General features: G+C 43.1%; 19 protein-coding genes. 10 read left to right on the top strand and 9 right to left on the bottom strand.

Translation table 11 applies throughout. The features are described 5' to 3' along the window. Nucleotides 1-100: 100 nt before the first annotated feature. The 8 genes from JWG44_RS22735 to JWG44_RS00445 form a co-directional block, all read right to left on the bottom strand. Nucleotides 101-421, bottom strand: a complete 321-nt coding sequence (locus tag JWG44_RS22735; RefSeq protein WP_456298547.1) for a BA5345 family protein — start codon at nucleotides 419-421, stop codon at nucleotides 101-103. Between the two features lie 3 nt (nucleotides 422-424). Further along, nucleotides 425-883: a BA5345 family protein gene (locus tag JWG44_RS00475; protein ID WP_205272997.1), complete on the bottom strand. Its 459-nt coding sequence runs from the start codon at nucleotides 881-883 to the stop codon at nucleotides 425-427. Between the two features lie 129 nt (nucleotides 884-1,012). Continuing rightward, a complete protein-coding gene (locus tag JWG44_RS00470) occupies nucleotides 1,013-2,047 on the bottom strand; it encodes a tyrosine-type recombinase/integrase (protein WP_205272996.1) in 1,035 nt (344 codons plus the stop codon). 607 nt (nucleotides 2,048-2,654) lie between these two features. Next, nucleotides 2,655-3,668 carry a patatin-like phospholipase family protein gene (locus JWG44_RS00465; protein ID WP_205272995.1) on the bottom strand — a complete coding sequence of 338 codons (1,014 nt, stop codon included), beginning with the start codon at nucleotides 3,666-3,668 and terminating at the stop codon, nucleotides 2,655-2,657. 755 nt (nucleotides 3,669-4,423) lie between these two features. Next, the gene (locus JWG44_RS00460; RefSeq protein ID WP_205272994.1) at nucleotides 4,424-5,845 is read right to left on the bottom strand and encodes a sodium:solute symporter family protein; all 1,422 of its coding nucleotides are present in this window, start codon (nucleotides 5,843-5,845) and stop codon (nucleotides 4,424-4,426) included. Nucleotides 5,846-5,951: 106 nt separating this feature from the next. Further along, on the bottom strand, nucleotides 5,952-6,299 hold the full coding sequence (locus tag JWG44_RS00455; RefSeq protein ID WP_205272993.1) for a hypothetical protein: 348 nt from the start codon (nucleotides 6,297-6,299) through the stop codon (nucleotides 5,952-5,954). Nucleotides 6,300-6,358: 59 nt separating this feature from the next. Next, a complete protein-coding gene (locus tag JWG44_RS00450) occupies nucleotides 6,359-6,694 on the bottom strand; it encodes a hypothetical protein (protein WP_205272992.1) in 336 nt (111 codons plus the stop codon). Nucleotides 6,695-7,027: 333 nt separating this feature from the next. Beyond that, the gene (locus tag JWG44_RS00445) at nucleotides 7,028-7,513 is read right to left on the bottom strand and encodes a MarR family transcriptional regulator (protein ID WP_205272991.1); all 486 of its coding nucleotides are present in this window, start codon (nucleotides 7,511-7,513) and stop codon (nucleotides 7,028-7,030) included. A 76-nt stretch (nucleotides 7,514-7,589) separates the two neighbouring features. Between JWG44_RS00445 and JWG44_RS00440 the strand changes: the two genes are divergently transcribed. After that, nucleotides 7,590-7,760, top strand: a complete 171-nt coding sequence (locus JWG44_RS00440; RefSeq protein WP_205272990.1) for a hypothetical protein — start codon at nucleotides 7,590-7,592, stop codon at nucleotides 7,758-7,760. Between the two features lie 484 nt (nucleotides 7,761-8,244). Here the strand turns inward: JWG44_RS00440 and JWG44_RS00435 are convergent, their stop codons facing one another. Then, nucleotides 8,245-8,955 (bottom strand): nitroreductase, encoded by a 711-nt coding sequence (locus JWG44_RS00435; RefSeq protein WP_205272989.1) that lies wholly within the window; start codon nucleotides 8,953-8,955, stop codon nucleotides 8,245-8,247. Nucleotides 8,956-9,062: 107 nt separating this feature from the next. Between JWG44_RS00435 and JWG44_RS00430 the strand changes: the two genes are divergently transcribed. The 9 genes from JWG44_RS00430 (at nucleotide 9,063) to JWG44_RS00390 (ending at nucleotide 19,691) form a co-directional block, all read left to right on the top strand. Continuing rightward, the gene (locus JWG44_RS00430; protein ID WP_205272988.1) at nucleotides 9,063-9,662 is read left to right on the top strand and encodes a TetR/AcrR family transcriptional regulator; all 600 of its coding nucleotides are present in this window, start codon (nucleotides 9,063-9,065) and stop codon (nucleotides 9,660-9,662) included. A 164-nt stretch (nucleotides 9,663-9,826) separates the two neighbouring features. Beyond that, entirely contained in the window at nucleotides 9,827-10,090 is a 264-nt protein-coding gene (locus JWG44_RS00425; protein ID WP_205273006.1) for a metal-sensitive transcriptional regulator, read from the top strand. A gap of 370 nt (nucleotides 10,091-10,460) precedes the next feature. After that, nucleotides 10,461-10,685: a YgaP-like transmembrane domain gene (locus tag JWG44_RS00420; protein ID WP_205272987.1), complete on the top strand. Its 225-nt coding sequence runs from the start codon at nucleotides 10,461-10,463 to the stop codon at nucleotides 10,683-10,685. Next, nucleotides 10,682-12,112, top strand: a complete 1,431-nt coding sequence (locus tag JWG44_RS00415; RefSeq protein WP_205272986.1) for a TolC family protein — start codon at nucleotides 10,682-10,684, stop codon at nucleotides 12,110-12,112. Before JWG44_RS00420 ends, JWG44_RS00415 begins: the two co-directional genes overlap by 4 nt. Then, a complete protein-coding gene (locus JWG44_RS00410; protein WP_205272985.1) occupies nucleotides 12,102-15,275 on the top strand; it encodes an efflux RND transporter permease subunit in 3,174 nt (1,057 codons plus the stop codon). The genes JWG44_RS00415 and JWG44_RS00410 overlap by 11 nt, the downstream gene beginning before the upstream one ends. Nucleotides 15,276-15,365: 90 nt before the next feature. Beyond that, entirely contained in the window at nucleotides 15,366-16,847 is a 1,482-nt protein-coding gene (locus JWG44_RS00405; protein ID WP_205272984.1) for a PP2C family protein-serine/threonine phosphatase, read from the top strand. 1 nt (nucleotide 16,848) lies between these two features. Further along, entirely contained in the window at nucleotides 16,849-18,291 is a 1,443-nt protein-coding gene (locus JWG44_RS00400) for a tetratricopeptide repeat protein (RefSeq protein WP_205272983.1), read from the top strand. After that, on the top strand, nucleotides 18,288-19,283 hold the full coding sequence (locus tag JWG44_RS00395; protein WP_205272982.1) for an LB_137 family protein: 996 nt from the start codon (nucleotides 18,288-18,290) through the stop codon (nucleotides 19,281-19,283). Before JWG44_RS00400 ends, JWG44_RS00395 begins: the two co-directional genes overlap by 4 nt. A 9-nt stretch (nucleotides 19,284-19,292) precedes the next feature. Continuing rightward, entirely contained in the window at nucleotides 19,293-19,691 is a 399-nt protein-coding gene (locus JWG44_RS00390) for an STAS domain-containing protein (RefSeq protein WP_205272981.1), read from the top strand. The last annotated feature ends 39 nt before the right edge of the window (nucleotides 19,692-19,730 follow it).

The following is a 19,730-nucleotide window of genomic DNA, read 5'->3' as shown; positions in this document are numbered from 1 at the left end:
CAAAGCAATGTGGCTTTAGCCCGAAGTGAGCGCGAGCGGGAACCGTGAGTCGCGAACGGAGCGAGAAGCCGAAGTTATGCGACGTCGCTATTCTTAATATTTAAAAATTTCCAAGATAGAATTTTACCGGTAAATCATTCTTTTTCTTTAATGATAAAGAATGAAATAATGCATCTTGAACAAATTTATTCAAATTTTCAGTAGTAAACTTATAGCTTTTAGAATGAAGAAAAAGCAACACGAAAAAAAGAAAAAAGAATACCAGTGTATATTTGTTATAAAACTCGGTAGCCAGCACATTGAATTCCAGATAGCAGTAAGCAATATAAAAGCAAGACGTTATACCTGCCAGAATCAACGATATGAGGGAGGATCCATTTCCATGCATTAAATCCGTTAATGAGTCGTTTCGACTATTGATTTTTTAAAAAGATAAATCATCCTCTCGCAATCTATGCCATAAAATATTAATGATCCTCCAATAGTCTTCTTCATTTAATTTTCTATATTTCTTCTCCAAGACTTTGGGTTCCCGAAAAAATTGTTTGATCAGAGATAGTAGACCTTTTCTTTCAACTGCAGAATACTTCTTTTGTTTTACGAATTTTAATAACCTTGATTGTTCCAAATTTTTAATAAAATTTCGATATTTTGTTTTCGGATAAAAAGGAACATTCCAGAAGCAATAGTGATGAATTGCGCTTATAACGAAACCTATACCAGCAGCGAAAGGAATAATTAGAGAAATTTCGACTTTGCTGTCTGTTAATATTTCGTAAAAATATATCTTCGGTAACAACCAAAGACTAATAAACACAAAAGAATATCCAAAGTAAATAAATACGGGAATTAGATAGCGGATTATTTTATTGAATTCAGTCATATTTCCTTATGAGCTTTTTATTAGCGATGTCGCCTAACTCAAACTGTCCGAGTGTGATATAAGAATAGCACTGGCGTGTTTCGTGTAAACGCAGAAAACTGTAGCGATAGTCGAAGGGCGTATAAACGCCTAATTTTTTTTGAGGTTTAGGAGATCGAGGGGGCTGGCAACTTCGGTGAGACGAACTTGACTGACCTGGGTGTAGATCTCGGTGGTCCTCACACTTTTGTGGCCCAACAAAAACTGGATGTGTTTGATGTTGGTACCGGCTTCCAGAAGGTGAGTGGCGAAAGCGTGACGGAGGCCGTGAATGCTCACGGGCTTTTTGATTCCGGCTTTTTTTCTTGCCGCCTCAAAGATTTTCTCCGCAGTCCGCATGTGAATGGGCTTCGAAGGATCCTGTCCCGGAAAAACCCATTCTTCGTAAGGATTTGCCTCTCGAAACTCTTTCCAGAGAGAAGCGCAGGCCTGAGAAAGCATCGTAAAACGATCCTTCTTTCCCTTACCTTCTCTAACCTTGAGACTTTTTCTCGTTTCGTCAATATCTTCGGGTCTAAGCTTCACCAATTCGCTCACCCTTAGACCGCTCGCGTAACAAAAGGAAAGAAGAAGTTTGTGTTTCGGATTCGGAAGGGCGGTAAGAATATTAGAAACTTCTAAAGGAGAAAGAATATCCGGAAGTTTTTTTTCCCTCTTGGGTCTTGGAAGATTCTTAAACCAAGGTTTTCCCAGATGAAATCCAAAGTAAGAATTCAGAGCTTGGATTCTCAAAGAGACACTCGTCGCGCTCAATTTCTTCTCCAGAAAGGAAACTTCTAAGAACGTTAGGACGTCCTTCTTTTCGATCTCTTTTGGATTCTTCCCCGACCATTTTAGAAGCGAGACTACATTTGAGTAATACGCTTGAATCGTTCTCCTGGAAGAATTCTTCAGCCTCAGAGCCTTGATCCAACTTCGGAGCTCCAGCTCTCCCTTGAGAACCACTTTGGAAGAATCTAACTTCAGGAATATGTCCAAGTTGGCTTCGGAAAAAGGAAGCACCCAATTCTTCCGAATCGGATCCCATTTTGCCTTGGGAATTCTTCTTACGAACTCGTAGGCCTCCGAGTCGTATGAAAAACGAACTAAAAGGAACCTTCCCTTCTTTTCTAAAAAGAAACGCATGGGGAAAGAATGAGAGAGTGCTATATATTTGTATAGTAAAAAAAGAATGTGGCGGAATAGACAGCTTCGCCCCATTAGTCACACGTGTTTGAAAAAAATAGAATCTTGTAGTATACGGTCAAGGAGATTCTGACACATTTTCCGGCGTTTGAATTTCTTTTTTCATAACTTCTTCTTTTTGTAATATTCAACGTCCCCGGGTGGCATTTTAGAATCAAGAAACCGTTTTTTTAAGAAGAGGCGTTTATTTCCGGAACTTTACAATGCCGCGTAACGCGAAAATTTCCTTATCTCTTTGGATGAAATGGATTCTCCCGGAGAAAGTTAAACTTTTTGGAAAGGAATTCGATTCTTCTTGGATTTTTACCTTAGAATGGGGAAAAGAAAAATTCTTTTCCTTTAGGCTCCTGCCCCGATCAGGAGACTCTGGGAACTCCTCCGTTTTCAATCGGGAGACCAATCTCGCAAAAAGCGAAAGACGGAGGAACGGAAGGTTCTTGTAGGAGCTTCTACAAATTTTCTTCCCGGTTAAGGGAAAAACTCTGATCTAAAAAAATATAAAAGAGAAAGGTTTCTTTCGTCTTTGTTTCTCTCTTTGGATTCAGAATTAAGAATTCGTTTTGGATTTGAATGAGGAAACCGCTTTTGCCCAGTCTCTCTTGAGATATTCGAAAATTCGCTCCTTCTGAAGCCGAGCGTCTTGTTTTCCGAGTTCGTATGCGCCTCGAACACCGACGGGATCGGTATAATCGAAAGAAGTGATCGGCAATGGTTCGGAAGGGGTTTGTAAAAAACATCTCTCGAGAAGTTTTGGATCCTTCCCTACGATCGTCGTTGGCTCGTAGTAGATTCCTATCGTCTTGCTGTCGGGTGGAAAGGCCTCTAAGAGAAGATTGTTCGTCAATCCTCCGTCAAAGTAATATTCTTTTCCGTGACTCTGAACGGAGACCACGGGAGGAACGGAAGAAGAATTGAGAATGATCTGCTCCACCGTCTGAGGATCGTCGAAATCCTTTTCGGTAAATAAAATTTCTTTCATATTCCAATTTCTAAGAACTCTCTGCATCCTTTCCGTATTCAGTCCTCGAGAGCGGTCCCTCTCGTCTTCTAAAAAGGCTTTTGCGGTTTCGGCGATCAATCTCGCAAGACGAAACTTATTCTTCAGGGAATCGTTTTTAGGGATGGCGCGTAACGTATGGATGAAAACTTTTGTCCCGGATTTTTTGATCTTTTCGAAGTCCATTCCAAAACGAATCGTCTTTCGATACATCTCTTCGTGAGGAAACGCCCGTTCCCCTTTGAAAAGACGGCTTAGATAGAAGTTCTGAGGATTTTTTCTTACGATGTTTTCGAAGAAGGCCACACATTCTTCTTCTCCGTCGCAGATCAAACAGAGAGCCATGGCAGCTCCCGCGGAAACTCCGGAAACTTCCCGGAATTTTATTCCCCAGGATTTCATCTCATGTCCAAAACCCAATCCGTAAAACGCCTTACATCCTCCTCCGGCGATGGCAAAACTGATTTCGTTTTCCATCCAGAGTCCTTGGAAGGCTTCTCCCAAACGCGTCTGGGATTCCTGTCTTCTCTCAAACGCAATGGAATCGTCTAAAACGGGCGGCATTGAATTCTCCGAAAATACTTTTGACCATAGTTTGACGTGCGATCCTTACGAGAAAAGAAATTATTGGGAAAATTTTTTCTTCCTTTTTCGGATCGTCTTTTGAAAAAGAAGAAGGCCTTTGAATGAGTGTCTAAGTCCGGAGCGTTCAGCGAAAAAAGATCTGGATTGGATTTGTAATTTTCTTGTCGGGTTCTTTCCTTAATATTCAATCCCCCCTCTGTTCCGACAATCCTCCGTGAAAGTCGCGCGGCCCCGCCCTGATTGCATAACCTTACCCACAAGTTAGAAAAGCGATTTAGAATGAAGAAGGATCCCAGTATGACTTTTTGTAGGAGTTCCTACAAAAGCTCTGAGAGAGAATATTCCTTGCAAAGTTTTAATCCTGTGATATAGGAAAATCGCCGGGAGTCTTCCGCCTCCCGCCCCTCCACCCAAAATTTCAGGACGGGGCTTTCGTTTTACGGAGGACTGTCGTTGTTACGACAGATTTTTCTTAAGATTCAAAGCACTTTGTGGGTAAGGTTATGCTGATTGGGTGGAGGAGGAGAGGCGGATTAACTCAATGCGACGCTCTTTACGGATCGCGTCGCAGGGAAAAAATCGGTGACTTTCCTCTATCAGAAAAACCTCATCTTTGCAAGTAAAAATAACCCCTTCTTTTTGTAGGAACTCCTACAAAAATTCCGATTGGGATCCTTGTTGATTCTAAAAAACTTTTTGCAAGAGAAAAGTCTCTTTTTATTTTGTAAGAGCTCCTACATCTTCTGTATCGATTCTTCCTCGACGTTCCCCTGCTCCGAAAAACCGTATCCCCTTCTTTCCAAAAAATCTCCCGCGTGGAGTGCGATCCAACTCGCGAGAAGCCCCGGAATGGAAGCGGGAATCTCAAAAGAACCCAAATTCCAAAAAAGCCAGACAAAAAAGCCGCAGATCATGGAAGCGACAGCCCCCGTTCCCGTGGAATGTTTCCAAAAAAGCCCCGCGACCAAGGGAACAAAAAGAGAAACCAAACTCAGAGCCGACGCCTGCGAAACCAATTCGTAGATATTACTTTTCGTGATTGCCATCGATAGGGAAACAAGGGTGATCACTCCAACAGAAATTCTTAATATTCTTAAAAGATGTTTTTCGGAAGGATTTTTTAAGAATGGACGAATCACGTTCTCTCCCAAAACGGAAGCAGGAGCTAAAATGGCCCCGCTCGCCGTGCTCATCACCGCGGACAAAAGAGCTCCAAAAAAAAGAATCTGAGTAAACAAACCTGTGTGCGCCAAAACCGTTTTGGGAAGAATCATCTGTGCGTCCGAAGCCGCGATTTCCGGATAAACTTTTCTAGCACAAAGAACCGCGAGTAAAGGAAGTAAGGCCACGCTTAGATAAAAGAAAGAAGCCAAAAGCGAAGAATAGACCGCAACTTTCTCCGATTTGGAAGCCATCACCCTCTGAAAAATGTCCTGTTGAGGAATCGAACCGAGCCCGATCGTCATCCAAGCCGCGATATAAACCAAAATACTTTTCGGATTCATCTCGGGAACAAAACTGAAAAAACCCGGTTTTGTGGATTCTAAAACGACGCCGATTCCGCCCGCCTTTCCGCTTAAATCCCAAACTATATAAGCAAGTCCTAATACGATTAAGATCGTCTGTAAAAAGTCGGTGAGAGAAATCGCCCACATTCCTCCGATCGTAGTATAAACCAAAACGACCCCGGCGCCTAAAAAAATTCCCGTCGAAACCGGAAGATCGGTCAATGAATGAAGAATGATTCCCAACGCGACAAATTGGGCTGCGATCCAACCGAAATAAGAAGGGATCATAAAAACACTCGAAACAACTTCCGCCCTTCTTCCAAAACGATTCTTATAAAAATCTCCGAAGGTGAGAATATTCATTCGGTAAAGAGGACGTGCAAAAAAAAGACCGACCAGAAAAAGACAAAGTGCGGCGCCGAAAGGATCTTCGATCACTCCTAAAATTCCTTCCTCTACGAATCGAGAAGAGGCCCCGAGCAAGGTCTCCGAACCGAACCAGGTCGCGAACAACGCGGAAGAAGCCAGAAAAAGAGGAAGCCTTCTCCCCGCGAGAACGTAGTCCTTAGAATCGCTTACAAAACGCGAAGCAATCGCTCCGATCAGAATGGTTGTGAGGAGATATAAGATTACAGAAATACCGAGCAATGATTTACCTTTGATCTATCCTTTCTTTTTTTTCCTCCGGAAAATCAATTCAAAACCAAAGTGATTTTTATTTTTAAAAACGGGAAAAGATCTTAAGTTTTCAAGATCATTTCTTTGTGTGAGCTTTTTTACAAAGATCGGCGAGTTGAAAATGATCGAGATTCCCAAAGTCTCCTATATTTTTCGGAGAATCACGAACCCATTTGTCGTAATGACCTTCGTCGCTCCGGGAAAGATTGATGATACATTCTTCCGAAAAAAACGTTCCTCGGAGCTCCTTCATTTTTTGGGAAAGAAACTGAGCGCCCTCCTTTGTATTTTCAAAAGTGTATTCGAACTTTCCTTCCGATTTTGAGATCGTTGAGTTTGTTTCGATCTGCTCGCTTATCAGCTTGAGTTCGGTTTCGGAAAGAATGAGGATTGTAAAAATAAAAATCGATTTAACTAAAACCATCTTATTCTTTCCAACGCCGGAAGGTCTTTCTTTTTGAGTTCGTTTTTTAGTTTTGAGAATTATTTTTTGACAAACGTTTTTTTGCAGAGATCGGCTAACGTGGAATGATCGAATCCCTTGGTCAAACCTAAATTTTTCGGAGAATTATTTACCGTTTTTCCCAGAAAACCTCCGTCTTGCTCTGAGAGATTGATGATACAGTCTCTGGAAGGCTCGTTCCCTTTTAGTGCCGACATTTTTTTCCCGATCAAAGAAAAACCGCTCTGCGTATTTTCAAAAATAAACTCGGATTTTCCATCGGAAACCCCCGTACGAACGTCGATACGTTCGCTGATCAACTTGAGTTCCAAAGGGGAAAGAATGAGGAGCGTAAAGATCACTAAAATTTCGGACATTAAATTCTCCAAAAACCGGGGATCCAAATTTGAAACCAGTTTTGAAAACGAGGAAATAAATTTCCATACAAAGATTCTCTGTTTCAGAATTCGTTCTGGCGGAAATTTTCTCTTTCCGCAATCCGAGGCTCTTCCAAAGAATCGAATCTTATCCAAGTTTCCAAACGATTCTCGAAGTCCTATTTCGCTTCCGAAACGGATCGACTGGAGAATCTGAATTTTTAGAATCTCAATACCTTTCTTTTCTCCCAAAGCGGGTTCTTGAAAAAATCCGACGTATAGATTTTCAAAACACTTGATAAATATGGAATATAGTTTGTCTCGGAGTTCTTCTTAAGATTTGGAAAGATTACGAAGATGAGTCGCTTCTTGGATGAGAATTTTGGCAGTCTCTTCTTGAAATCGTATGAGAAGTTCCAATTCTTCATCGCTGTAGTTTTGAAAAAGACTCATCATCGCGTTTCCCATCGGAGAATAGATTTTACCCGCTTCTTGAATGGCCTCGTTTATCAACTCGACTACGACCTTTCTTCGATCGTTCGGATCGGCCACTCGACGAACAAGTCCCACCCTTTCCAGACGATCGATCACCGAAGTGACCGCACCGGTGGTCAAACCGAGGGATTCCGCCAGTTTTCCGGCGACGATAGGGCCTTCTTCCAAAAGTGGAAGGGTTTTCATATCTGTTGCATTCAGCCCGAATTTTTCGGCGGCCGCTTGGTGGAAGAGAACGGTCGCGTTGCTGGAATGATGACTTACCAGGGAAAGTTTTTGTAGGAGCTCCTCACGGAGGGAATGATTCAGATTATCAGTTGACATATTTAGTTAGATTCATTAAGATACTCAATCAATCTTAGCATCGAGTAGAAAAGAAAAAGACAGAAGAGGTTTTCTCATGCATTCAAAGGACAAAGAATTCGAAAATTCCGTCAAGCTTTCGCTTGGAAAATGGTATAGCTGGGATACACCGATCGGACTTAGTATTGCACTTCTTTCTTTCGGATTGTTTTTGGTCCTCCTGACGGTAGTCGGATACATCGGTCGTTCCATCGCACTTCTTCAGTGAGGAAAAAAAGAATCGAGGAAATCGGATTTTTAAGTTCGCAAAATACTCGTTATGCGAGAGTTAGAAATTTTCTTTTTAGAAAACACGTTTTTCAGATGAGTCTTACTGAGAGTGTAAGGTTTCTTTAACAAAACCTTACACACAAACGATGATTGGAATTCCAAGATTTCTCTGTCGGAAATACGACGACAATCCTCTGCGAAAAGTCGCGCGCCCCGCCCTGATTTTGGGTGGAGGAGGAGAGGCGGCGGGAAAAACTCGGGTGACTTTTCTCTATCAGAAAAACTTCATTTTTGCAAGTAAAATTCTCTCTCACTTTTGTAGAAACTCCTACAAAACTCTTTCGAATTATCCTATTCTAAACTCCTTTCCAAAATGTATTTCGCTTCTATTCTTATGACAAAATAGACAAATATATTCTAATATACTTATCTATTTGATGCAAAGAAGATTTTCCGCAAGAAACAACGAAAGATTATTTCCATCAATAAAACTTAACAATATCTCCGGTCGATTCTCTCGGAGTATGAAACCGATTGAGATCGGAATCCGCTTTTGGATATCCCAGGCTCAATCCGCAAACCACCTTCTCCGATTCGGAAAGACCCAACTCCGATCTTACCACCTCCGGAAAGGCGGATAACGCGGCCTGAGGAACCGATCCCAAACCATAACCTCGAGCGAGTAACATTAAGGTATTCAAATAACATCCGATATCAAGCGCTATGTAAAAGTTCAGTTCGAATTCGGTAGTGATAAAAACCGCAGTAGGAGCTCCGAAAAAATCAAAGTTGCGAAGCATAAAGTTGTCTCTTGCTTCTTTGTCCTTACGCTCGATCCCGGCCACTCCGTAGATTTTCATTCCAAGATCGAACATTCTTTTTTTTGCACTCGCCGGAAATGAAGCCGGCCAAATCGTATCCGGAATCGGTTCTCCTTTTTTCGCCCTTTCCATAAGAAGATTCGCCATCTTCCCCCTTCTCTCTCCGCTTACGACGTGCACCTTCCAGGGCTGGCTGTTTTTCCAACTCGGGGCTCTAAGCGATTTTTGAAAAAGATCCTGCAAAACGTCCTCTTCAATCGGCCTCGATTCATAGTCTCGAACGCTGTGTCTGGTTCGAACCGCTTCTTCTACGCTGGTCGCAACTCCCGCGACATTTACAAATTCGGCTTCCGTGGTTTCAGTAGATGACATAAAAACTCCAAATTGGACTTGCGTTTTCTTCCTTTTCCTGATTTGATGAAAGAAGAAAGAACTTGAACAGACAAGTCTGTCTGCTATTCAATCAAAGGGAACCAAAAATGTCAAGTAGAGAATCCGGACCGAAATATAGAATTTTAGAAACCGCAGTCCGGCTTTTTCAATCTCAAGGCTACGGGAATACCGGAATCAATCAAATCATCCAAGAATCCAAAACCGCAAAGGCCAGTTTTTACGATCATTTTCCGTCAAAGGACGATCTCGGCCGGGCATACATCGAATTCTACGGAGAGGAACAACTCGTTCTTTTGGAAAAATTAAAATCAAGGTCCGTCAATCCTCAAGAATTTATTCGAGCCTGGACTCAAATTTTAAGAAGACAAACTCGAAACAGCGCTTTCGCAGGTTGTCCGATGGCAAACACGGTCGCACAAATCGCCTCCACCTCTCACTCCATTTCAGAGGAAGCAAAAAGGGTCTCCTTAAAAACGATCGAAATCCTATCCTCTTATTTGTCCGATTGGCAGAAGGAAGGTTTTGTTTCTAAAAACGCGGATCCAAAACTTCTCGCAAGAAGAGTTTTTTCGTGTTACGAAGGCGTTCTTCACACTTGGAAACTTACCGGAAAAATTTCAGCATTAGACGATCTCCCGATCATCGTTGAAGCCATTTTTCAGAATATTCCTTCGAGCAGGAATTAAGTAGTTCTTCTCTTTCGAAAATTTTCCTTTTCAGTATCGATTCTCATCCCATAACCTTTTGAGTCATAAAAGAAACTAATCGTTTTTTTAATGGGAAAGTTACGAACCGAGAAAGGTGTTCAATTTCAGATTGACGTCGAATATACCCCGTATGGTATATGGCTATGACAACGGAAAAAGATTCCAAACTTTTGATCAATCGAATCCACAGAATCAAAGGTCAGTTAGACGCTGTTGAAAAAGGCCTTCTCAACGATTCGATGGACTGCGAAAAAACGCTGCTTTTGTTAAAAGCAGCAAGCCAGGCCCTCAAAAAATTCGGAGAGGCCTATGTGCAAGAATACATGGATCGTTGCCTTGCGGAAAATAAGAAAAAACCGAATATGGAAAACATCCGGACCGCGATCAAAGCCGCTTTTTTCCTTTAATCAACATCGTATTTGATCAGAGAATGACGATTTCTCTCATTCTATGATCCTTCTGCTATTTTCAACATCTTATAACTTTTTTTGCGGAAATTCTTTCGTATCCGTATCGAAGTTCCTTCTACAAGCCTTGGATAGGAGGAATTCCTCCTTAATACCAATCGAAAAAAACTTCGGTTGAGCTTGGCTGAATTCGAGATCCTTTTTGCCCATTTACCCGTATTGATCGTTCATCGGCCGATTTTCGCGTTTTCCCCGACAAAACCTCTTACTTTATCGTTTTTGAAAAATAAAATTCTACTTTCCGAAAACATATACCCCGTAGGGTATGTCAATTATTGTATACCCACCGGGGTATACAAAGGAGAACAAGATGAACAACTGGTATAGAGAAAGGCTACTTTTTTTAATCGGTGGAACCGTATCTTTGATAGGAGTTACTTTAGGGCTTCTTGTAAATCCCTGGGGGTATGTTTTGAATTTCCTCGTTGGAATCAATATGATCCTCTTTGCGTTTGCGGGATTTTGTCCTATGTCGCTGATTCTTAAAGGTTTCGGAATCCCTTCCTTGCGCGAGATTCAAGGAGAAAAAAGATGAAATCCTATTTAGGAATTCTTCCGATTCTTGTAGCGTTTCTGGCCTCGCCCTTTTTGGGCGAGGTTCGCGCGGAAAGTGTTCTTGAATTTTCGGAAGTATGGTCAAAAATTCAAACCCAGGCTCCCAGCTTAAAATCGAAGGCTCTCGAAGTTCAGGCCGCGGAAATTTCCAAGGATCGCGCGAAAAAACACTGGCTCCCAAAAGTCTACGCCGATGTTCGCTCTTTTCAGACAAACGATCCTGCTTTGAATTTTATGGGAAAACTCGGACAAAGATCGGCGACTCAATCCGATTTTTCCACTGCGAGCGTACGTTCTCAACCTTCCAATTATTTGGATACAAACAACCAGCCTTACACCGGTTTGAATTCGAATACCGCGAATATTTTTGCAAAAGACACTCTCAACAATCCGGGTTCCCAAACCTACGCAAGAGGAACGTTAGGAATCGAGCTTCCTCTTTACGAAGGCGGTGCTAAATCATCCGCGTCCCTCATTCAAGAAAAACGTTTGAGCGCGGTACACGCAGAAGAAAAATACATTCGTTTTCGCGAATATTCCAACGCGGCGGTCGCTTATCAGTCGATCCTTCTTTCTGAAGAGAACGGAAAGATCGCCGAAAATCTTCACCGCAAAATCTCCGACTTTTTAGCCCAATACCAAATCGGAAACCGTTCCAATCTTGTCGGGTTTTCCGGTTCTTTGGCTCTTAAGTCCTTACAACTTATATTAGATGTTTCTAAAAAAGAACAGGAAACCCTTCGACAAAGCGCGGAAGAAACTCTTCACTATCTCGCGGTCGATCTTCCCGCCGATTTTAAACCGAAAAAAAACTCACTTCTTAAGTTTGTGGAAGAGTATCTCCCTCTTCCTTCGGAGCAGGAAACGGGTCATACCCCTCTCGCAGACGCTTATTCCGCTTACGCCGACGGCGCGAAAGAATCCGTGAATTCTGAAAAATCAAAATTCTTACCCAAGATCGCGGCTTACGCGGAAACATACGCTTACGACGGAAATCGGAATTTTGCAAATTCCTACAACGCCGGAGTTTATCTGCAGATGAATCTCCTAAGTCCGGCCGACATAGGCGCGTTAGACGAGGCAAAGGTGAAGGCCGAAGGCGCCAAAAAGAAATCGGAAGAGATCAGGCTGAGAGAGGAAAGTAATTTTAGAATTCTCGTCCAACAAGAGAAAACTCTTTCCGAAAATTTAAAGTCCATCTATGAATCGGTCCGACTCCAAGAGGAACAATTGCAGGTTTCTCAAAAACTTTTCCGCAATGGAACGATCCAAGCTCCTCAGCTCGCGGAATCTTTTTCAGCGATGGTCAATCTTCTAAAAATGAAAACGGCCTCGGAATCGGAATATCTGAGAATTCGAGGCGAACTCTCAATCTTCACAAAAAGAGGAAATTCCAATGAAAGATAAACAACCACAAAAGACCGGATTTGCCGGGAAGATCGCACTCACGTTTGTTCATTCTAAACTCACCCCGATTCTTATCTTCTCGAGTCTTTTTTTAGGAATCATCGCGGTCTATCTTACTCCGAAGGAAGAAGAGCCGCAGATCTCGGTTCCCATGATCGACATTCAACTTTCCGCTCCGGGTTTTAGCCGTTATGAAGTGGAACGCAAAGTCACCGAGCCGATTGAAAGAGCGGTTTGGGGATTGGAAGGTGTGGAATACGTTTATTCAGCGAGCGGGGATCACAATGCGATCGTTACCGTTCGTTTCGAAGTGGGTCAACCCTTAGAACCTTCCCTTGTAAAAATCCATCACAAACTTATGGAAGTTCAAAGAGAATTGCCGCCTAACGTGGCGCCGGCTACGGTTCGATCCTTGACGATCGACGACGTTCCGTTTTTGGCTCTAACGTTTAGTTCCGATCAAAGGGACGACTACTCCTTACGCACGTTAGTCGCTCCTTTGGCGAGAGAACTTTCAGGAACTCCGGATCTTTCCAAGGTGGAACTTTTGGGAGGAAGAAAAAAATCGGTACGTGTGATCGCCGATCCGTCGAGAATGAATCGTTCCGGGATCAGCGTCTCCGACATCGCCAATTCTCTCCGACTCAACGATACGTTTCTTCCGGTCGGACAAAACTGGGGAAAGGAAAAAAAATACGACGTAGAAGTTGGGACCACGATTTCCAAACTGGAAGACGTACGTTCTCTTCCGGTCGCACAACGCGGAGGTCGGGTGATCCGGGTTTCCGACGTCGCTGAAATCGTAGAAGGTCCGCAGGAAAGAAACAAAGAGTCCGTCCTCTACGACAAGAATATCGGCGGAAAGGAAAGAAACTCGGTCACGATCAGCTTCTCCAAAAGAAAGGGAACCAACGTCGTTCCTCTTTCCAAAGAACTTTTAGAAAGAGCTGAAAGTTTCGGAAAAAATCTTCCGAACGACGTGAAAATGTCGGTGATCCGAGACTATGGATCGACCGCGGATGCAAAGTCCAAAGAATTGATCGAACACCTTTTGATCGCAACGGTTTCGGTGAGCATTCTCATCGCGCTCTGGATGGGATTTCGCGCCTCCATTGTAGTCTCGGTCGCGATACCCGTGACCTTGGCTCTGACCCTGGCTCTTTACTACTTTCTGGGTTACACGCTCAATCGAGTCACGTTATTCGCGCTTATCTTCTCGATCGGGATCCTGGTCGACGACGCCATCGTGGTAGTCGAAAACATAGAACGACATCTCAAAGAAAACCCGAAACGGAGTATCTTAGAATCCACGATCGCAGCCGTTTCCGAAGTAGGAAATCCGACCATTCTCGCGACCTTTACTGTGATCGCGGCGATTCTTCCGATGGCGTTTGTGAGAGGACTCATGGGTCCGTATATGAAACCGATCCCGGTCGGAGCGAGTCTTGCGATGATCCTTTCCTTGTTGGTGGCGTTTATCGTCACACCTTGGGTCAGCGTTCGTCTTTTAAAAACCTCTCACTCCCATGCCGAGAAAGAAAAAATTTCCAAACTGGACCGGATCTACATCCGGGTCGTAAACTGGCTACTTGCTTCGAAAGTCAATTCTCTCAAATTCGGAGCCGGGATCGTAGGACTTCTACTGCTTGCGTCCTCCTTGGTCGCGTTTAAAGCCGTAAAGGTGAAGATGCTTCCGTTCGACGACAAGGACGAATTCCAAGTATTGATCGACTTTGATCCAAAAACTCCTCTTGCAAAAAGTATAGATCGATCCAAAATTCTCGCCGAAGGAATATTAAAAAATGAGAATGTGGAAAAGGTGCAGATTTTCGGAGGAGAAGCCGCGCCCTTCTCCTTTTCGGGAATGGTCAAACACAGCTTTCTCAGAAAATCGGATTGGCAGATCGATCTTCACGTCGTACTCAAATCCAAAGAACATCGTTCGACCAAAAGTCACGAGATCATCGAATCTTTGAGGGGCGAGATCGCAAATTTCGGAAGAATGGAAAACGCGATCACAAAGGTTTTGGAAATCCCGCCCGGACCTCCCGTACTCGCTACGTTTGTCGCCGAGATCTACGGACCAAACGAGACCGAACGAAAAAAGACGGCGACGGAAATTCACAAAATACTTTCCGAACAGGAAGGAGTCACCGATCTCGATTCGAGTCTCCGACCGGGAAGACCTAAGATCGTTTATCCGTTCGATTCCAATCTCGGTGGAGTTTTGGGGGTTCGTTCGGAAACGATCGCAAGAGACGGACAGTTTCTTTTTTCGGAAAGTCCGATTCTTTCCTTATCCGAAGCGGTTCATCCGGAGGAGATCACGGTCGACCTTTCGGTATCGGATAGAATCCGTTCTTCACAATCGCCTTTTCGTCCGATGACGGTTTCTTCGATGGAAAGCGGATCGATTCCTTCCGAAAGTGTATTAAAGAATTCTTATGTTCGAGAGAATCTGACGTTAAACCGAAAAAATCTGAGATCGGTGGAATACGTCACGAGCGAGTTTTACGGAGAAGAGGAAGCGCCGGTTTACGGAATTCTTAAATTGGCTCCGAAGATCCACTACCCGACCGGAACAGCCGAAACCCCGCGCAACACGGATCAAGTCTTTGTAAAATGGGACGGAGAATGGTTTATCACATACGAGGTCTTCCGGGATTTGGGAGGAGCCTTCGCGCTTGTGATGATTCTCATCTACGTTCTTGTGCTCGGTTGGTTTAAAAATTATTTCCTGCCGTTGATCATCATGGCTCCGATCCCGATCTCTTTGATCGGAATTTTGCCCGGACATTGGTTTACGGGGGCATATTTTACCGCGACTTCGATGATCGGTTTTATCGCGGGAGCGGGGATCATCGTCCGAAATTCGATCATCCTCGTGGACTTTATCGAATCCGAAATTCGTTTTGGAAAACCCCTCAAACAAGCGGTGATCGACGCGGGTGTGGTTCGTTTTCGTCCGATGCTTCTGACGGCTTCTGCGGTCGTCGTCGGAAGTGCGATCATGCTCTTGGATCCGATCTTCCAAGGACTTGCGGTTTCTCTGATTTTTGGAGAAATTGCGGCGACAATTCTCAGCCGATTTGCGGTTCCTGCCCTCTACTTTTGGTTTTTGGGTAAGAATCGAGTGCAAGAATTGACGGCAGAAACGGAGTAAAGTTTGCATCCGATCCAACGAAAACAAAAGAGGCCAATTTATAGCATGCAGTGATTTTTGAAATTATAAAAACGATAATCTATCTTGATCATGAAGAAGTCTCTTCGATTACAGATTATCGTCATTTATACGATCTTGACCGTAGTAAATCTTACGTTTGTTGCGGTCATGATTTTCGAAAATCAAACGGATCTTTTGATTTCGAATTTTACTCTGGAATCGGATCGGGTCGCGAGAGAAATTCTTAAAAAGATAGAATCCTTCGGTAACGTCGATTATCAAGATTCTTCTCAGATCAACGAGTTCCAGAGTAAACTTTTCAGCATCGGCCTCAGTAATTTTTCGGTTCTGGAGATCGAAGACAGCTCTTTGGAAAAGACGAGAACCCTTCTTTCCAACGGAGCCGTTTCCCCCTTCTCCGATCTCAAATCCAAACTCAGCAAAATATCGAGCGCCAAGGCCGCTCTCAATACTTCGTATGATATCGAACTGGACACGGATCAGTTTATCGTACATCTGATCTTTTTTCTCAATCCGAAAACATTCCTAATTTCCGAAATCAAAATGCGCGAGATGATCGATCGTCTGCGTTCTCTTTACATCCAACTCGGACTTTTACTCGTCTGGGGATTTACGTTTCAGATTCTTTTCGGAATTTTTCTCTATCGTAAAATTTTTATCCGTCTTTTTCTTCTGAAAGAAGTCAGCGAGACGATGGCGACCGGAGATCTCAAGGCCAGGGTTTCTTGGAAACAAACCTCTCAGGACGAATTGGACGTTTTGGGAAATACGTTCAACGGAATGGCGGAAAAAATTTCTTCCCAGTTTGACGCGTTACATCTGAAAAACACGCAGATCCAAACGGAGTTGGAAATCGGTAAAAACGTCCAGGAATGTTTTCTTCCCGGGAAACGAAAAAAATTCAATCTCCTTCAGGCTCATATCCACTACCAACCGATGCGAGAAGTCAGCGGAGATATCTACGAAATTGTCGAAATCAACGAAACTAGGAGCGCATTCTTTATGGCGGATGCGACCGGGCACGGAGTTTCGGCGGCATTGATCACCTCCATCATTCACTACAATATGCGGGACATCCTAAAAGAAACGATCAATCCCGCCGAGGTTCTCGGTCGACTCAGTGAAAACCTATTTGAAACCTTGCAAGGAACCTTTTTCGCGACTGGGATCTTTTTTCTTTTCGAAAAAGACGGATTCGCCTACTTCTGTAGCGCCGGGCACAATCCGATCTATTACTTTCGCAAAACAAAAAGAACGATTCTTACTTTGAATTCGACCGGATTCGTTTTGGGAATCGGAATTCCCGATCCATACCAAGTTTTGAAAATCAGAACCGAACCGGGGGACAAAATCCTCGTTTATACCGACGGAATCTTAGACGCGGAAAGTCCTGCAAAGGAACAATTCGGAGACGATCGTCTTTTAGAAACGTTTCAGAAATATGCTGAACTTCCCCCGGAAGAATTGCTCTCTCGCTTACAAACGGAACTCAAGTCTTTTGCGAATCATTTTCCGGACGACGTTACTTTTGGAATATTAGAGATCTCTTAATATGAAAAAGAGCGCTTTTATCGCAATCATCGGATTTTTGGTGATTCTATTTTTCGGATTGATCGTTCTGGATACGAAACTTTTCGAACTCAAGGTGATTTTGGAAAAAAGAAAGGTTCTAAACTTTTCCTTCTCCAGCGACATTCTTAGATCCAAATTTGAAAGTATTCTTTCCAACAAAGAAAATCTAAGAGCCGAAATGAATCTCAACAATCTCCAGAGTGCCTTGATCGAAAGTGATCAGATCCATTCCTTTGAGACCAACGTATGGCAAAATTTCGGGGCCGGTCTAATCAACGTCGTCCGCTTCGTGACTGGAAAACCTCCGATCCACTTCGAACTCAATTCTTCGAAAATTCGGGCCCTGGAAAGATCCTTTCGTTTGGAAAGGAATCAGGCTTATAAGGACGCTTACAACTCTTACGAAGAGGCGCTGCTTTCGTTTCCCAAAGGAAGTGAAGAAAGCGGATTTATCCTTTTGCACCAAGGATTTTGTCTGGCGGCGCAAGGAGAATTGGACGCGGCCCTAAAGGATCTGCAAAAGGTTTTGGAAAACAATCCGGGAACAAGTTTTGCCAACGACGCGGAAATCCTCACCGGAGTGATTCTCAAATCGAAAGAGAACGCAAAAGAAATCGAAGCCAATTTCGACAGTCCGGAAGCAAAAATCCGGGCTTATTTTGCAAAGGGAAATTACTCAAAAGTATTGGAGGAAATCGCGAAGACCGAACTCCATTCCGCAGAAATGAAATACCTTCGGGCATATTCTCTCGAAAAAACGGGAAACCAAAACGACGCGATCACGGAATACGCAAAACTTGCATTCTCAGACAAGGACAAGGAGATTGCGATCAAGGCCAATCGACGTCTTTTGATGTTGGGTCACTACTACAACGCAGGAAGCGAAATCGCAAGGATTTCGGATAAGAATGCGGAACGACTCGGTGACGTAAGCGAGGCCGCCGCGATCAAGTCTTCGGCTGAAAAGTTAAAATACGTGGAAGAAGAAAACTCCCCATCTTCCGAAAAATCCGCCTTATCGAATGAAACGTTCAAAACTCCGATCCAGGAAATCATAACAAATTCGGAGGCATTTTTAAAAAAAGCGGAGGCCGAAGCCAAAGCGGCCGAGGTTAGAAATTATATCGCCGTCCATATTGCAGGCGCCGCGCCCGTGTATGGAGAACGGCTCGTCATCGACGGAGACAAAACAAAATTGTTCTCCACACATTTCCCGATCACCTTACCTACTTATACGATTCAATCCATTACGCTGGAAAAAAAACCGATGCGGAATTCCAAACTAAAATTCGTAAAAGATTCCAAGATCAGTCCTTTTCTAAAGGCAATCTTCGAAGACGATCAATCGATCACTTTTATCGAAAACAAATCGCAAAAAAAAATCGATCTTACTACACCGATCACAATCGAGCTGTCCAAATGAAATTGTTTTTTCTTTTGATCCTACTTTGTTCGTTTCTTACGGAACAACTCATCGCACATCGAGTGGTTCTAAAATCCGGAGAAGTTGTCACGGGAGAATGGAAAGAAATCGAAGGTCATAACGATCATATCGTAATCATCACGAACGGATCGGAAAGAAAAATCGAAAAAAAGGAGATCTTAGAACTTTTTTTTGAAGATTTGGGAAATCGACTTTGTCTCACTCCAAAAATCGAACCGGAAAGAAAATGCGGTTTAAAACTTCTCAAACTGAGTTCACAAACAGCTTACTACATGGACGAAAAAAATCACTATCTTAGAATTTCTCTGCAAGATCTGAAAGATCTTACGCTCGAGGAACCGTCCATAAAAATGTTAGAACAACTCTCTCAGGCAGGTTTTCGACTTTTGATCTCTTCCGCACAGAACCGAGACATTCTCTCCACAATCAAAAGGGTAAACGGAGAATCCATTTTTGTCCAAGAAGAATCTTCTATAACTCCGATTGAAATTCCAAGAAAGGAAATCCTCGCGCTCACTTACGTTCTTGAAGAAGAATCCAAAAAAGAAACCGACGATAGTGCGAAAAAACAATCGATCACTCTCATCGATTACTTAATCCCCGGATATTATCTAAAAAACCAAGGACATCGTAAGTTCGGATACACTCTTATGGGATTGACGGGTTTTTTTGCAACGGGCGCCCTACATGAATTTATAGCGGCGCAAAAAGCGAAATCGGGAGCGCCGACGTTAGTCCCGCAAGGAAACGGATCGGTGCTTTGGCTCGAATCGGGAAACGAACAGTTTCAAAAACACAAACAACTCAACCAGATCTTTCTTCTTTCACTGGCGTTTAGTTACCTTTTGAACACAACTCTTTTGACCTTTCCGGTTACTTACGAATTCTTATTTCAAGAGACTGGACGTCCCTTAGAGTCTTCGTTTGAGAAAGATCAAAAAATCGAAATGAAAATAAATATCAATTTTTAGGAATATACAATGGAAACAACCAACAACTCGAAAGATGAACTTTCCGTAGAGACCGTAGGGAACTCTCACGTACATCACATACTCAAACCGAATATCAGCGTCATCAAAGCGAGAGGAGAAATCAATATTTTCTCTTCTAAAAAATTGAAGGACGTCTTTTCCGAAAAAGTCGACGGAGGCGCCAACTTGCTCCTTTTGGATCTTTCCGAAGTGACACATATCGATTCGTCCGGTCTTGCAGTTTTGATCAGCACACAGGCCCGATTGATGAAACAGGTAAAGGGAGGATTGATTCTTTATTCGATTCCGAACTCTATCATGAAAATTTTCGAACTCACACGTTTGGACAAACTGATTTCGATGACAATCGATTTAGATGCAGCTGTCGATAAAACACTGAGTTATTAGGAACTCGCGCATTCAAATAAACACCTACTCTCTTTAATA

This window comes from Leptospira ainazelensis (assembly GCF_016918785.1).
Lineage (GTDB): Bacteria > Spirochaetota > Leptospiria > Leptospirales > Leptospiraceae > Leptospira > Leptospira ainazelensis.
Note: the sequence above shows the minus strand (reverse complement) of the source record. Positions and strands in the feature narration are given on the sequence as shown.

What these genes read in the sequence shown, in the direction of transcription:
- JWG44_RS00475 (WP_205272997.1), bottom strand. Translation starts at nt 883, where the DNA reads ATGACTGAATTCAATAAAATAATCCGCTATCTAATTCCCGTATTTATT.
- JWG44_RS00470 (WP_205272996.1), bottom strand. Translation starts at nt 2,047, where the DNA reads ATGCGTTTCTTTTTAGAAAAGAAGGGAAGGTTCCTTTTAGTTCGTTTT.
- JWG44_RS00465 (WP_205272995.1), bottom strand. Translation starts at nt 3,668, where the DNA reads ATGCCGCCCGTTTTAGACGATTCCATTGCGTTTGAGAGAAGACAGGAA.
- JWG44_RS00455 (WP_205272993.1), bottom strand. Translation starts at nt 6,299, where the DNA reads ATGGTTTTAGTTAAATCGATTTTTATTTTTACAATCCTCATTCTTTCC.
- JWG44_RS00450 (WP_205272992.1), bottom strand. Translation starts at nt 6,694, where the DNA reads ATGTCCGAAATTTTAGTGATCTTTACGCTCCTCATTCTTTCCCCTTTG.
- JWG44_RS00445 (WP_205272991.1), bottom strand. Translation starts at nt 7,513, where the DNA reads ATGTCAACTGATAATCTGAATCATTCCCTCCGTGAGGAGCTCCTACAA.
- JWG44_RS00440 (WP_205272990.1), top strand. Translation starts at nt 7,590, where the DNA reads ATGCATTCAAAGGACAAAGAATTCGAAAATTCCGTCAAGCTTTCGCTT.
- JWG44_RS00435 (WP_205272989.1), bottom strand. Translation starts at nt 8,955, where the DNA reads ATGTCATCTACTGAAACCACGGAAGCCGAATTTGTAAATGTCGCGGGA.
- JWG44_RS00430 (WP_205272988.1), top strand. Translation starts at nt 9,063, where the DNA reads ATGTCAAGTAGAGAATCCGGACCGAAATATAGAATTTTAGAAACCGCA.
- JWG44_RS00425 (WP_205273006.1), top strand. Translation starts at nt 9,827, where the DNA reads ATGACAACGGAAAAAGATTCCAAACTTTTGATCAATCGAATCCACAGA.
- JWG44_RS00420 (WP_205272987.1), top strand. Translation starts at nt 10,461, where the DNA reads ATGAACAACTGGTATAGAGAAAGGCTACTTTTTTTAATCGGTGGAACC.
- JWG44_RS00415 (WP_205272986.1), top strand. Translation starts at nt 10,682, where the DNA reads ATGAAATCCTATTTAGGAATTCTTCCGATTCTTGTAGCGTTTCTGGCC.
- JWG44_RS00410 (WP_205272985.1), top strand. Translation starts at nt 12,102, where the DNA reads ATGAAAGATAAACAACCACAAAAGACCGGATTTGCCGGGAAGATCGCA.
- JWG44_RS00405 (WP_205272984.1), top strand. Translation starts at nt 15,366, where the DNA reads ATGAAGAAGTCTCTTCGATTACAGATTATCGTCATTTATACGATCTTG.
- JWG44_RS00400 (WP_205272983.1), top strand. Translation starts at nt 16,849, where the DNA reads ATGAAAAAGAGCGCTTTTATCGCAATCATCGGATTTTTGGTGATTCTA.
- JWG44_RS00395 (WP_205272982.1), top strand. Translation starts at nt 18,288, where the DNA reads ATGAAATTGTTTTTTCTTTTGATCCTACTTTGTTCGTTTCTTACGGAA.
- JWG44_RS00390 (WP_205272981.1), top strand. Translation starts at nt 19,293, where the DNA reads ATGGAAACAACCAACAACTCGAAAGATGAACTTTCCGTAGAGACCGTA.